The sequence below is a fragment of the Clostridium culturomicium genome (genome assembly GCF_000821305.1).
Lineage (GTDB): Bacteria > Bacillota > Clostridia > Clostridiales > Clostridiaceae > Clostridium_J > Clostridium_J culturomicium.
Map to the genome: position 1 here is coordinate 271,434 of NZ_CCXK01000016.1, position 13,538 is coordinate 284,971.

Annotated in this window: 12 protein-coding genes; 3 read left to right on the forward strand and 9 right to left on the reverse strand. The window is 30.9% G+C overall.

Translation table 11 applies throughout. The features are described 5' to 3' along the window. Window positions 1-168 precede the first annotated feature (168 nt). The 6 genes from BN1075_RS10690 to BN1075_RS10715 form a co-directional block, all read right to left on the reverse strand. Window positions 169-3,426, reverse strand: coding sequence for an FtsX-like permease family protein (locus BN1075_RS10690; RefSeq protein ID WP_040193142.1), 3,258 nt, complete (start codon window positions 3,424-3,426; stop codon window positions 169-171). A 1-nt stretch (window position 3,427) separates the two neighbouring features. Beyond that, on the reverse strand, window positions 3,428-4,132 hold the full coding sequence (locus tag BN1075_RS10695; RefSeq protein ID WP_040193143.1) for an ABC transporter ATP-binding protein: 705 nt from the start codon (window positions 4,130-4,132) through the stop codon (window positions 3,428-3,430). A gap of 170 nt (window positions 4,133-4,302) precedes the next feature. Then, window positions 4,303-4,689 carry an aspartate 1-decarboxylase gene (panD, locus tag BN1075_RS10700; protein ID WP_040193144.1) on the reverse strand — a complete coding sequence of 129 codons (387 nt, stop codon included), beginning with the start codon at window positions 4,687-4,689 and terminating at the stop codon, window positions 4,303-4,305. Window positions 4,690-4,729: 40 nt separating this feature from the next. Then, a complete protein-coding gene (gene panC / locus BN1075_RS10705; protein ID WP_040193146.1) occupies window positions 4,730-5,575 on the reverse strand; it encodes a pantoate--beta-alanine ligase in 846 nt (281 codons plus the stop codon). Window positions 5,576-5,609: 34 nt separating this feature from the next. After that, window positions 5,610-6,437, reverse strand: coding sequence for a 3-methyl-2-oxobutanoate hydroxymethyltransferase (gene panB / locus BN1075_RS10710; RefSeq protein WP_040193147.1), 828 nt, complete (start codon window positions 6,435-6,437; stop codon window positions 5,610-5,612). A gap of 2 nt (window positions 6,438-6,439) precedes the next feature. Further along, window positions 6,440-7,297: a Rossmann-like and DUF2520 domain-containing protein gene (locus BN1075_RS10715; RefSeq protein ID WP_449727764.1), complete on the reverse strand. Its 858-nt coding sequence runs from the start codon at window positions 7,295-7,297 to the stop codon at window positions 6,440-6,442. A gap of 604 nt (window positions 7,298-7,901) precedes the next feature. On the opposite strand from BN1075_RS10715, the gene BN1075_RS10720 reads away from it, so the two are divergent. From BN1075_RS10720 to BN1075_RS10725, 3 genes are all read left to right on the forward strand, one after another. Then, window positions 7,902-8,678 carry a protein-tyrosine phosphatase family protein gene (locus BN1075_RS10720; RefSeq protein ID WP_197072298.1) on the forward strand — a complete coding sequence of 259 codons (777 nt, stop codon included), beginning with the start codon at window positions 7,902-7,904 and terminating at the stop codon, window positions 8,676-8,678. A 206-nt stretch (window positions 8,679-8,884) separates the two neighbouring features. After that, window positions 8,885-9,040 carry a hypothetical protein gene (locus BN1075_RS21925; RefSeq protein WP_197072299.1) on the forward strand — a complete coding sequence of 52 codons (156 nt, stop codon included), beginning with the start codon at window positions 8,885-8,887 and terminating at the stop codon, window positions 9,038-9,040. 307 nt (window positions 9,041-9,347) lie between these two features. Next, window positions 9,348-10,058 carry a glycerophosphodiester phosphodiesterase gene (locus BN1075_RS10725; RefSeq protein WP_040193149.1) on the forward strand — a complete coding sequence of 237 codons (711 nt, stop codon included), beginning with the start codon at window positions 9,348-9,350 and terminating at the stop codon, window positions 10,056-10,058. Window positions 10,059-10,096: 38 nt separating this feature from the next. Here the strand turns inward: BN1075_RS10725 and BN1075_RS10730 are convergent, their stop codons facing one another. From BN1075_RS10730 to BN1075_RS10740, 3 genes are all read right to left on the reverse strand, one after another. Further along, complete coding sequence (locus BN1075_RS10730; protein ID WP_040193150.1) at window positions 10,097-10,981, reverse strand: GGDEF domain-containing protein; 885 nt, start codon at window positions 10,979-10,981, stop codon at window positions 10,097-10,099. Window positions 10,982-11,028: 47 nt separating this feature from the next. Then, window positions 11,029-12,417: a DNA recombination protein RmuC gene (rmuC, locus tag BN1075_RS10735; protein WP_040193151.1), complete on the reverse strand. Its 1,389-nt coding sequence runs from the start codon at window positions 12,415-12,417 to the stop codon at window positions 11,029-11,031. 146 nt (window positions 12,418-12,563) lie between these two features. Next, window positions 12,564-13,538 (reverse strand): hypothetical protein, encoded by a 975-nt coding sequence (locus BN1075_RS10740; protein WP_040193152.1) that lies wholly within the window; start codon window positions 13,536-13,538, stop codon window positions 12,564-12,566.

Sequence of the window (13,538 nt, forward strand, 5' to 3'; positions counted from 1 at the left end):
CTTATGGAACACATATTATGTATAAACATAAATAAAAACTTAGTTTGATTATTAATTCATTTCTAAACACTTCTTTTGTACACCTAAAGCATTTAATATTGAAACTCATTTAATCAAACTAAGTTCTTCTTATATTAGTTTTACCCTATGCGTTAATAATATTCTTAACTAATCAACGGATTTTAAAGACTCTACCATAGGTACATTTTTTAATTTAAAATACATTACAAAATTTACTAAGGCTCCAAACATCATTGTTAATATGGCTGCCCATACATAACTAATAAAATGAATTGTTCTTCCAAACATTATATTATCCAATTCAACAGTAACCATAATATATCTGTGAAGCAGCACACCTAAAACTAGCCCTACTAACATTCCTATAAATGTTAATAAAGTATTTTCCTTATACACATAGGATGCAACTTCATTGTTATAAAAACCCAATACCTTTATAGTTGCTATTTCTCTTATTCTTTCACTAATATTAACATTGGTTAAGTTGTATAACACTACAAAAGCTAAAGCTCCAGCAGATATTATCATAACGATAATTACTAAATTTAAACTTTTAATTGTATCATTAAAATTCGCTTTAAGACTTGTGTTAAAACTTACAGACACTATTTCATCATTATTAATTAAATCTGTGGCTAATTTATTTTCTCCTTCTTTTGTTTTATCATTTATTTTCGCAATTATATCATTAAATTGTGGCTCTTCTCCGAATAATTGTTTATATAATCCTGGAGTTATATAAATATAATGATATATATACTGTTCAGTAATTCCAATTACTTTAACCTCATATTTTTTATTTGTATCATCATCGCCATTAGTAAGGTTAACATTATCTCCAACTTTTACACCCAGTTGTTTAGCTAATTTCTCATTAAGAACAACTCCGTCATCCGTAAGATTTATCGCTTCCTTATTACTTCTCTTTCTCAAGGTAATGAAATCCTTAAACTCTGTTAAATCCTTAGGTGTAAACAAAATAGCTTCTTTCTTTGTTTCATTATTTGAAACTTTAATGTTGGAGTAATTAACCATCATATAATCCTCCACATCAGCTTCATTTGATACAGTATTAATAATTTTATCGTAAGTTTTATCTCTTAAATTTTTATCTAAGCTTACAGTCATATCATAATGATATAATTCACCAAACTGAACATTAACTATTGCTCTTATAGAATCCCTGATTCCATAACCAGTTAACAGAAGTGCAGTACAGCCAGCTACACCTATTACCGTCATTAAGAATCTCTTTTTATATCTAAAAATATTTCTTGCACATACTTTATTTAAAAAGCTTAGCCTATTCCATATAAACGGAATTCTCTCTAATAAAATTCTCTTACCCATCGCAGGTGCTTTAGGCCTCATTAATAACGCAGGAGTTGCAACTAATTCCTTATAACATGCTATTAACGCCGAACCAGTTGTTACTAAAATAGCTGCTAAAGTTGAAATTATAGCATAACTCCAGTTAAAACTTAAAGTTATTTTTGGTAATTGATACATTATTCCATAAGCATTATATATTACTGTTGGGAATAACGTAAATCCTATTGCAATACCTAATAAACTTCCCGTCAAGCTGGCAGCAACTGCATATACAATATACTTTGACACTATAGCAATTTTACTATAGCCTAAAGCCTTCAGCGTTCCCATTAATCCCCTTTGTTCATCAACCATTCTAGTCATTGTAGTTAAGCATACTAATGCCGCTACTATGAAGAAAAATACCGGAAACACCTGTGCAATTGCATTTATACTATTTGCAGAGTTTTCATAATCTACATAACTATAGTTAGTATTTCTATCTAACACATACCATTCTGGCTCATCTAAATTATTTAGCTTATATTCAGCATCTTCTATCTTGTCCTCTACTTCTGCAATCTGCTTTTCTGCATCTGCCTTTGACTGAATATAGGTTTCTTTTCCTTTATTATACTCTATTCTTCCTGAATTCAATTCACCTTTTGCACTCTCAAATTGATTTTCAGCATTAATCTTTTCTTGGGCGAAATTTGCTTTTTGAATTTCTAATTCAGCTTTACCAGCTTCTAACTCTGCTTTAGCTTCAGCTAACTTTTTTTCTCCATCTGTTAACATAGCCTTTTGAGCTTCTAACTCCGCTTTTGCAGATTCTAATCCACCTTTTGATTGTTCTACAATACCATAAAGCTGTTGAATTTTTTCTTCTGCTATGGCCTTTTGTTCATCAGTTAAATTTCCATTAGCAATTTCAGTTTTTATTTCTCCAATATAACTTTCAATGGCTAAAATAGCCTTTTCACCTTCAGCTATCTGCTTTTCAGCTTCAGCAATTTTAGGCTCTGCTTCTTCCTTAGAGTTCTGAAATTCCTCATATTGCTCATTATATGTTGCTTCACCTTCACTTAACTTCTGTTCCGCCTCTGAAATCTTTGCCTCTGCTCCTGCAATTGTTACTTTATATGTTTCTTCTTTTCCAGCTAATTCACTTTCTCCAAGAGTAAGCTTACTTTCGGCATCCTTTAACTCTATTTCTGCCTTTGCTAGCTCCTCTGAACTTTTATCCTTAGCCTTTTGAAGTTCCTCTTTACTTTCAGCAATCTTATCCTTTGCCTCTGCAAGAATTTCTAAGTATCTAATTTTACTTCTTTCAATACCAACAGCTTCTAATTTGTCAGAAATCACCTCAACAGTTTCATCATACTCTTTATCATAGGTCTGAAGGCCCTTAGCGCCTTCTACTGTTAACAAAACCTCTGTATATGCCGGTGTTTTAAATGCCTCATTTGCAACAAGAATAAATCCATTTATCTGTCCACTTCCTATAGAACTGCTGCCCTTTTGAAAGGAAACATAAATTGGGCTATGAACTGTTCCTACAATGGTAAACTTATCTTCTTTTAAACTTTCACTTATATCTGCTTCTTTTCCTGAAGCTACCTCAATTACATCACCAATTTTCAAATTGTAATTTTCAAGTACCTCAGCCTCGATAACACACTCATTAATATTCTCTGGGAATCTTCCATCTACTAAAACTGGTCTATTTATATAATCTTTATCATCTTTATTTAAATGATTCAAATCTAAACCATGAACCTTTAACACAACTTCTACAGCATCAAAATTTGAAAGAACATCCATGGAATAGGTAGGAAATACCCCTTCTACACCCTTTAAATTTCGAATCGATTCAACATCATCATCTGTAAGTCCAAAGGTCGAAACCAGTTGAATATCCATAAAATTCTGCTCATCATAATATTTGTCAGCATTATTTTTCATAACCGGAGACGATACCTTTACCCCGGCAAAGAGACCTACTCCAATTGCAACTATTGCTACTATAGATATAAACCTGCTTAAACTATTTTTTATATCTCGTATCATATCCTTAGCTAATGAACTTTTCATGTTACCACTCAATCCTTTCAACTGGTGTAGGATTATCATTAACATACATGTCACTAACCTTACCGTTTCTAACATGTATAACCTTATCTCCCATAGCTGTAAGTGCTAAGTTATGTGTAATAACAACAATCGTCATCCCAAGCTTTCTACTCATATCTTGAAGCAGCTTTAAAATAGCTTTTCCTGTGTTATAATCTAAGGCTCCTGTAGGCTCATCACATAATAGTAATTTAGGATTCTTCGCCAACGCCCTTGCAATTGCAATTCTTTGCTGTTCTCCTCCCGAAAGCTGAGCTGGGAAATTGTTCCGTCTCTCTTTCAGCCCAACAGCCTCTAAGGTTTCTTCTGGATCTAATGGATTCTTACAGATCTGAGTTGCCAATTCTATATTTTCTATAGCAGTCAAATTTTGTACTAAATTATAAAACTGAAATACAAATCCAATATCGAATCTTCTATATGTAGTTAATTCCTTTTCACTATATTTATCTATTCTATTTCCATCTACATATACCTCTCCTGAGGTTGATGTGTCCATTCCCCCTAGAATGTTTAATATTGTGCTTTTTCCTGCACCGCTGGCACCAGCAATTACAACAAATTCCCCTTTGTCAATGGAAAAATTAACACCGTCCAATGCTTTAATTTCAACTTCTCCCATGTTATATACTTTTTTCACATCTATAAATTCAATATATTTACTCAAGTCTTTTCCTCCCTATGTACAGCACATTTAAACATAATATCTTAATTATAATATATATTTTAAATATATATTGTGAATATATATTTAAAATATAAATAAATTTAGTTTATTTTTTGTATTTTTATAAAAAAAACTCCTTATAACGCATTTTGTTATAAGGAGTTTTTTTGCTATCGTCTTAATTGACCATGTTTTTCGTAATTTGTTATTTCTGATATCTTATTATTTTCATCTACAAATACTACGGAAGGCTTATGTTCTCTTGCTTCATCATTCTCCATCTCACAATAACTCATAATAATTATTTTATCACCAACTTGTACACATCGTGCTGCTGCTCCATTTAAACATATAAGACCACTACCACGCTCTCCAGCTATAGTATAGGTTTCGAATCTATTTCCATTGTTCACATCAACAATTTGAACCTTTTCATATTCTAAAATCCCCGCAGCCTTTAATAAATCTTCATCTATTGTAATACTTCCCACATAATCTAGTTCAGCCTGCACCACAGTAGCTCTGTGTATTTTTCCCTTTAACATTGTTACCTTCATTGTATGTCCTCCTATAAAATTAATTTACCTTAATTGAATACTAGATAAAATATGTGAAATTATCTATTAATCTTGTTTTACCAATATAAACTGCTAAAGCTACTAAAACATTTTCTTCAATAAAATCTACTTCCTTCAACGACCTGCTATCAACAATTTCAACATAATCTATTTTAGCTAAAGGCTCTTTTTCAATCATATCTACTATTAACCCTTTTAAATCACTTGTATTTTTCACTCCAGCTTCTATAGCTTTTCTAGCCACTTTAAGTGATTTATTTAAAACTAACGCTGCTTCTCTTTCTACAGGAGATAAGTAAATATTTCTTGAACTCTTAGCAAGTCCATCTTCTTCTCTTATAATTGGGCATCCAATAATTTGAATATCTATATTTAAATCCTCCACCATCTTCTTAATTATGGCTAATTGCTGTGCATCCTTCTCCCCAAAATAAGCTTTATCTGCAGGAACAATATTAAATAATTTAGTAACTACAGTGCATACTCCGCTAAAATGAGTTGGTCTACTTTTTCCACAAAGGCCGTCGGTTAATCCATTCATATTAACAGATGTACATGCATCCTTGACATACATTTCCTCAATCTCTGGATGAAAAATCAAATCTGCACCCGCCCCTGCACAAATTAATGAATCTTTCTTCAAATCTCTTGGATACTTTTCTAAGTCTTCATTTGGACCAAATTGAGTTGGATTAACAAATATGCTCACAACTACCTTGTCATTTTCACTAGCAGCTTTTCTAATCAAACTTTCATGACCTTCATGAAGATACCCCATGGTTGGTACAAAACCCACTGATAAGCCAGCTCTTTTCCATTCCTTAACTTGATTTCTAACCTGTGACACTTTATTATATATATTCATTATGCTTCCTCTTTTCATATTTAATTGGAGTTAATTAATATAACTTTGTGATTACTTCTTCACTGATTTTAAATCCATGTTCCGGCCCTGGAAAAGTTCCATCTTGGACTTCCTTTATATACTCCCTAAAGGCTTCAGTCATTTTCTCTCCCACATTGGCAAACTTTTTTACAAACTTTGGTGTAAAATCACTAAACATACCAAGCATATCTTGGTATACAAGAATCTGTCCATCACATTCAGAACCTGCTCCAATTCCTATTGTTGGTATTGATACCTCTTTTCTTATTATTGCTGCAAGTTTTGAAGGTACACATTCCAAAACAATAGCAAAGGCTCCTGCTTTCTCAACTGCTTTAGCCGCTTCAATAAGCTCTTTTGCTGCTTCTTCATTTTTACCTTGAACCTTAAATCCACCAATTGCATTAACTGATTGAGGTGTTAATCCTATATGTGCCATCACTGGTATAGACGCTTTAACGATTGCCTCTATTCTGTCACACATGGAAATTCCACCTTCAAGTTTTACTGCATGAGCTCTTCCTTCCTTCATAAGTCTTCCAGCATTTACAACTGCATCATATACTGAAGTCTGATAGGACATAAATGGCATATCAGCAACTACTAATGCATTCTTTACACCTCTAGAAACAGCTTTTGTATGATGAATCATATCCTCCATAGTTACGGAGATCGTATCTTCATACCCTAGGCATACCATCCCAACGGAATCCCCTACTAAAATACCATTAACTCCAGCATCGTCAATGAGTTTTGCCATAGAATAATCATAAGCAGTAAGCATTGTTAGTTTTTCGCACCTTTCCTTAGCATCCTTAAAAGTCACAATAGTATTTTTCATAATCACTTCTCATCTCCCAAATATTTTTCGATTTTACTGTAATCCCTATGCTTGTTTTTTTCCTTTGCTAAAGATAATAAATTCCTACATAATAATTCATACAACTCTTTATCTAAGCCATTAATATTCTCTGAATGAGACTTGATTGTATCAAGGTCACCTCTTTCAAGTGGTCCCGTCAGACTATTTACTAAGCCCTTACTTTTAATATTAGTTATATTATTTAAAATAAGAGGATAAAGAGCTTCTAGTGCTAAATTTTCTTCAAAGCCACACTGCTTTAAATAATTTACTCCACTATTAATAAGTCCTAGTACCATATTGCTACTGATAACAGAAGCTAAATGATATAGACTTTTGTTGTTTTTATCGATAACCTTAACTTTATTACCTAAGCTGCTAAATAAAAAAGTTAAATTATCCATATATTTCTCATGACCCTCGATTGTAAAAAAGGCCTCATTAAGATTTTTGTAGGAAAAATATTTATCCGAAATGGCAAACATCGGGTGGATAGAATAGGGGTAAGCATCAAACTTACTTATATCTGAAAAGATTTCCGAAGATAACAAACCACTACAGTGGCATATTAATTTATTTTGTATAGACAACTCTTTTATTTCATTCCAAACTCTTTTTATTTCAAAGTCTGGAGTAGAAATTATGATTCCATCACTTTCATTTATTAACTCATTTAAAGTTAAAAATTGTTTGGTACCTGTAAAATTTCCTGCTTCTTTTGATGAAATATGGTTTCGACTATAATATCCTGAAACTTGAATACCATTTTCAACAAAGTATTTTCCTAAAGAAAATCCAACTTTACCGGCTCCAATAAAACCAAATTTTATAACAATCACTCCCTAAAATTTATTTAGGCATTTAATTTTGCCTAAAGAATTTTATTTTTCATAATTTTATTAGTCTTGATCTATTAACTTGAATAATCAAAATAGATAAAACTAAACAAAGCTAAATCCCACAAATAAAGATTTACCTTCTACACAATTTTCATATTTTAGCTAATGTCTAAATATGAAGCTTGTACTACATTTATGAGTGATTTGCCATCTAAGTCTCATTCTTAAAGATATGAGCTGTCCGTGAAATCTATAATTCTCATATTGCCATGAGAATTTGAATTATCATCAATTAAACTTTGATGATAGTTAAAGTAAGCATGGTGCAGTTATTGCTATACTACCCATATTATCGTTATATCATATACAATAATAAAATTCAATATTCTTACTTTCCATTATACAAATGTATTTTCTTTTTACATACTCAATAGTATAAAACTTCTATATTGATAGATAATAAAATTACCAAAATATATTATTTCAACACTTAGGAGGATTATATATGATTAGATTTCAAAAACTTCTTTGCATATCAATGATATTGACCATTGCCTTATCCTCGATTCCCGTAAGTGCTTTTACTCTAACTGAACCCTCACCCATGCCAACTCCTAATGTAAAAGAAGGCTTTCTTGTTATGGATACCGATAGAGATGCTCCTCTTCCAGAACGCTATAGAGATTTACCGTCATTAAACATCTCTGGAAGTGCTCAATTTGAACCAAGTCAAATTGAAAACCTTAAAAATCATATTCATGTGATTGATACATATATTGTAGATTTGCGCCAAGAATCCCACGGTTTTCTTAATGATGACGCCGTGAGTTTTTATAGTACTGAACGACTCTTAAACAACGGTTTTGATTCAGAAGAAACTTTAATCAGCGAAAATGAAAAATTCGGAGCAATGAAACCTGGTGACGTTGAGAACATCTTCAATAAACGTGGAGCCTTTCGTGAAGAAATCAAGGTAGAAAAATCTCAAGTAGAGCTAGCTCTAGCTAAAAGCGCTGACCTTAATTATGTTTTATTTGCTACAAGAGATGGGCACATACCTACTCCTTCAATGGTTGACTCTTTTGTTACTTTTGTTGTTAAAACACCACCAACTACTCATCTTCACTTTCACTGTGACCACGGTGAAGGAAGAACCACTATGTTTATGGCAATGTTTCAAATGATGAAGGAAAGTAATCTTAAATCCTTGAATGAAATTCTAGATGAACAGTTAGACGCTGGAGGAATAATCTTAACAGATGATACTACTCGAGCAAATTTTCTACAGGACTTTTATGATTATACCAAAGAAAATGCTTCCACAAATTTTAAAACTACTTTCTCTGTATGGTCACAAAAATATTCAAAAAGTAATTTCTAATATAACTAATAAAAGCAGATTCGAAATAAAATCGAATCTGCTTTTATTCATCTATTCACCTATACATTTATATTTCCTCTCTTTATCTTGATTATAAAAAATTATATAAAACTCATTTAAAGGAAATTTTACCTTTTAAAACTTATTATAAAAAACATCAATATGCTAAAACTAATACTAAATCTATATTAAGGAGTGAATCATTTATGGCAAAAGATAGTCAACCTGATAATAAACAAGCAAGAATGGAGAAGTGTAATTATCAAACTCCTATAACCAGTGAAACAGGTAAAAATCATAATAGAACAGCAAAAAAACATTCAGTAGAGCGTCAGGGTTTTCAAAGTCAACATATTAATTAATTCAACTTTATTACTTCAATTAACTTAAACATTTCTCCCATTGAGTGAATCCCTCAATGGGAGTCTTTATTTAATCCTAAAAGAAGTTTTATTTTTATTATTATGAATAATAGTATTTTTTTTACATATAACTTATTATAATATCTTCACATCTCCTCTAATTTCTCTTCACAAGTTTGCTAAATTAAAATATGACATGCAACTTTAAATTTCCTTATTCATTTAAAAAGAAGGACTTTCTAAATATAATGTGTAATTAATAATATGATTATTAAATAATTTCAAATACTTACGGAGGTGATCAATTTTGATTTACTTCGCCCATAGAGGCTTAAGTGAAATTTATCCTGAGAACACTATATTATCCTTTGATAAAGCAATGACAGCTGGTGCTGAAGCTGTAGAATTTGATGTTCATAAAACTAAAGATGGTGAACTTGTTGTTATACACGATGAAGATATAAAACGTACCTTTAACGGAAGTGGCTTGATTAAGGATTTTACCCTTGCAGAACTAAAAAACTTCAAATGTAAAAATCCTGAATTTGAAAACAGCAAACTTTGCAAACTTCCTACCTTGAACGAAGTTCTTGAGATTCTTAAAAGTGGAAATTTATTTATAAATATAGAACTTAAGACAGATTTAATCCACTATAATAACATAGAAGCTGATGTTTTAGCTACTATAAAAAAATATAATCTGCAAAATAAAGTTTTAATTTCTAGCTTTAATCCTCAAAGCCTTGAAATCTTACGTGAATTAGATGATTTAATAAAACTAGGTGTACTTTTTGGCAATAACAAAATGACCATGTTGGATTTCGCTTTAAAGGTAAATGCCTACTCCATTAATCCAGATGTTTATTTAGTGGATCAGGCTTTAATTAATTTTGCTCACGACAATGAACTTAAGGTATTTTCCTATACTGTAAATAAACCTTCAGTAGCTTCGAACCTAGAAAAGTTAGGCTGCGATGGTATCTTTACAGATAATATTTTAAAATTTAAGAAGGATTAATAAATAAACCCAGCTAAAAAATCAGCTGGGTTTATTTATTAATTTACAATTTTATTTCTTCCGCTCGCTTTAGCTTTATATAAATTTTTATCTGCTTTTTCAACAGCATCATCCATATTTATATCCTTACCGTTTGAACTATATATACCCAAGCTGCAAGTTATTCTTATCTCAACATCGTCGTATTTAAATATATTATCATTAATTCTTTTTCGAATTCTTTCAGCAATATTTTGAGCAATATCTTCATCAGCATTATTTAGTACTAGGATAAATTCCTCGCCACCATATCTTCCTATCCAATACATAGAATCACTTCTTGTATAATTCTTTACTATAGCTGCAAAATCTCTTAACACCTTATCCCCAATAACATGGCCATATGTGTCGTTAATGTTTTTAAAATAATCTAAATCAATCATCACAACAGAAGTGGATAAATTTTCGTTTACACTTATTCTTAGGTCTTTTGGCAATCTTTCGTTGATATAAGCCTTATTATATACATCTGTTAATTCATCTTTAACAGTGCGCTCCTTAATAACATTTAAAAATCCCAATACACTTTCTTCATAATTTGTGTCCATGTTTGAAATTCTTCCGTTTTGCGATACATCCTTAATCATTTCAATAACGTATTTATTATTTTTAATGATTAATGGAGATGCAATAACCAATATAATTTTTCCTTCACTATATTCAATTTTAACAGCTGTTTCCTCTTTATCATAGGCTACTCTTGAAATACAATTCTCACATCTTTCATTTCTTTTCCATATGTCATAGCAAAAGCCGCTTTTTACACTTAAGTTTTCACACTCATGATTAATAATTGAATCATTAATTGGGTTTACTAATCTTATACTATCATATAAATTTTTGAAAATTGACAGCCTTTCTTTTACCTCTCTTAAAGCATCCATAAATAATCTCCCTTTAATTACAAAGCAATTGCACGTCAGGGGTTAAACTAATTCTCCTCTTCTGTAATCTGCATTGTATCCATAATTGTTTCAGTAACTTCATTGCTTAAGCTTTCTACATCCATAAGCTTTTTATTTATTTGTTTAGTTCTAGTTCCTACAAGTTTATCTAAATCTGAGCTCGCTTGAGTTAATTTTTTCTGTGTTGCTTTTAACACATCCTCAAATTTGCCAAATTCAGTTTTTACTGCACCAAGTACCTTCCATACTTCACTAGATCTCTTTTCTATTGCTAAAGTTTTAAATCCCATTTGTAAGCTATTTAAAAGTGCTGCTAAGGTTGTTGGACCTGTCACATTTATTCTATATTCTCTTTGAAGTATTTCTACTAAATTAGTTCTCTTTACAACTTCTGCATAAAGTCCCTCTATTGGCAAAAACATTATTCCAAAATCAGTAGTATATGGCGGATCAATATATTTATCTCTTATATCCTTAGCAGATTTTTTGATTGATGTTTCTAACTTTTTATATGCTTCTTCAATTAATTTAGAATCACCGGTGTCATAAGCATCAACTAAATTATGATAAACATCCAGCGGGAATTTTGAATCCATAGGGAGGTATATTACCTCATTACTATCATCTTTACCTGGAAGCCTTATGGCAAACTCTACATTATCCCTAGACCCATGTTTTGTTACAACATTGATATCATACTGGTCCTTTGTCAAAATCTGATCTAAAATTCTGCTGAGTTGTATTTCTCCTAAAGTCCCTCTGGTCTTTACATTTGAAAGAACTTTTTTTAAATCCCCAACTCCCATGGCTAAAGACTGCATTTCACCTAAACCTTTATGAACAATTTCTAATCTATCACTTACTAGTTTAAAGGACTCACCCAACCTCTTCTCTAAAGTACTTTGAAGCTTTTCATCTACAGTTTCTCTCATTTTTTCAAGCTTCTCTTCAGTTGACTTTACTAATTCTCCTTGTTTAATCGTTAACTCAGTGAACTTTTCTTTTTGTAATTCATTAAAATCATTAACACTCTTAGAAAATTGATTTTCAAAAGATTTCAATGATTTTTCCATTGTTTCAGAATATATATCTAATTGATTTTTTTGAAAAGCTGCAATTTCACTCATTCTTTTCAAAACATCATTTTTCATTAATTGAACCTGTTGATTTAACTCAAAACGAGCTTGCAGTTCCCCTTTTCGAGCTTCTTCTCTTCCTCTAAGCATTTCTTCTCTAAAAGCTCTTTCAAGCCTTTCAATACTCTTATCAAGTAAGTCAGCCTTCTGACTTACTTGTGCAAATCTCCCGTCAATATTCTTTTCACTTAATCCGTTTCCTCTATTCTTTAATGCTAATGTGCTAAATATATTCAAAACTAATAATATCAACACTATTACTAATAAAACTTCTGTCATTACATTCCCCCCCATTATATGGCCATTGTATCATTTTTCATAACAATATTATAGTTATCCTGTACATAATAACATAAATTTATAAACTGTTCTATTTTACCTATAGAAATAGCTGTCATTTGTTTCTTATAATGACAGCCATACCTTTATTCCTTAAACAATTTATTTAGATTTCCTGCTTTTTCTAAGTATCCAGCAATACTATAATACCAATTGCTAACTGGTATTATTACCTCTTCAGCTTGTTTATTTGTATCAATAATTTTAACTTTTAATAGTGTTTCAATTAATTTAGGTTCAAGCTTATTTTTATCCTCTCTCCAAAGATTCACTTTATAACTAACTTTAAAGCTCTCTCCCTCCTTGATTTCTATTGGAAATTTTATATCACTTATATCTTGATCATTCAACTTAACACTAAGATATTTATCTGATATATCCAATAAATTTGCATTCACTTCTGTTATTTTAATATTTCTCAAGGCTTCATAATTTATATTACTCCAGTTCATTTCACCACTAGTACCATACATCTCTCTAACAAAGGTTGTTCTTAATTCTTGATCTGTTACATCTCTTATCTTTACATTCCCTATATCAACAATTCTACTATACTCTCCACTACCTATCTGTATCTTTGTTATAACAATCTCTTTTTTCTCCTCTAATAGATCATATATACTTCTTCCATCATTCAAAAAAACTTGTCCTAAATCAACACTCAAAACCTTTAATCTATAAGGATATATTTCGACTCCAGTAACCTGATTTCCTTGATTAAACATATCGAAAGTACTTCCTCCAAAATTCCCATTGCTAGAAAAACATTCTTGTGAATTAATTTCTGGAAAACTAATAGTTCTATAATCTATTTTATCGGTAATATAAGTGTTATTAGAAAAATCATCTATATAATAGAATTCTAATACCTTCGATCCAAATTTTACATATGGATTTATTTCACTATTATCAGATTCAATTGATACATTTTTCTCCACACACTCTTTAATAAAAATAGGCTTATCTAAGAAATATATTTGGTATCTTATAATATTAAACACCCAAACAGTTAAAACAAAAACTATGGGAAAGATAATACACTTTTTATTTATATTCATCAT

Excerpts from the sequence above, each read along its gene's own strand:
- BN1075_RS10690 (WP_040193142.1), bottom strand. The coding sequence starts at position 3,426 with ATGAAAAGTTCATTAGCTAAGGATATGATACGAGATATAAAAAATAGT.
- panD (WP_040193144.1), bottom strand. The coding sequence starts at position 4,689 with ATGAAGGTAACAATGTTAAAGGGAAAAATACACAGAGCTACTGTGGTG.
- panC (WP_040193146.1), bottom strand. The coding sequence starts at position 5,575 with ATGAATATATATAATAAAGTGTCACAGGTTAGAAATCAAGTTAAGGAA.
- panB (WP_040193147.1), bottom strand. The coding sequence starts at position 6,437 with ATGAAAAATACTATTGTGACTTTTAAGGATGCTAAGGAAAGGTGCGAA.
- BN1075_RS10720 (WP_197072298.1), top strand. The coding sequence starts at position 7,902 with ATGCCAACTCCTAATGTAAAAGAAGGCTTTCTTGTTATGGATACCGAT.
- BN1075_RS21925 (WP_197072299.1), top strand. The coding sequence starts at position 8,885 with ATGGCAAAAGATAGTCAACCTGATAATAAACAAGCAAGAATGGAGAAG.
- BN1075_RS10730 (WP_040193150.1), bottom strand. The coding sequence starts at position 10,981 with ATGGATGCTTTAAGAGAGGTAAAAGAAAGGCTGTCAATTTTCAAAAAT.
- rmuC (WP_040193151.1), bottom strand. The coding sequence starts at position 12,417 with ATGACAGAAGTTTTATTAGTAATAGTGTTGATATTATTAGTTTTGAAT.
- BN1075_RS10740 (WP_040193152.1), bottom strand. The coding sequence starts at position 13,538 with ATGATGAATATAAATAAAAAGTGTATTATCTTTCCCATAGTTTTTGTT.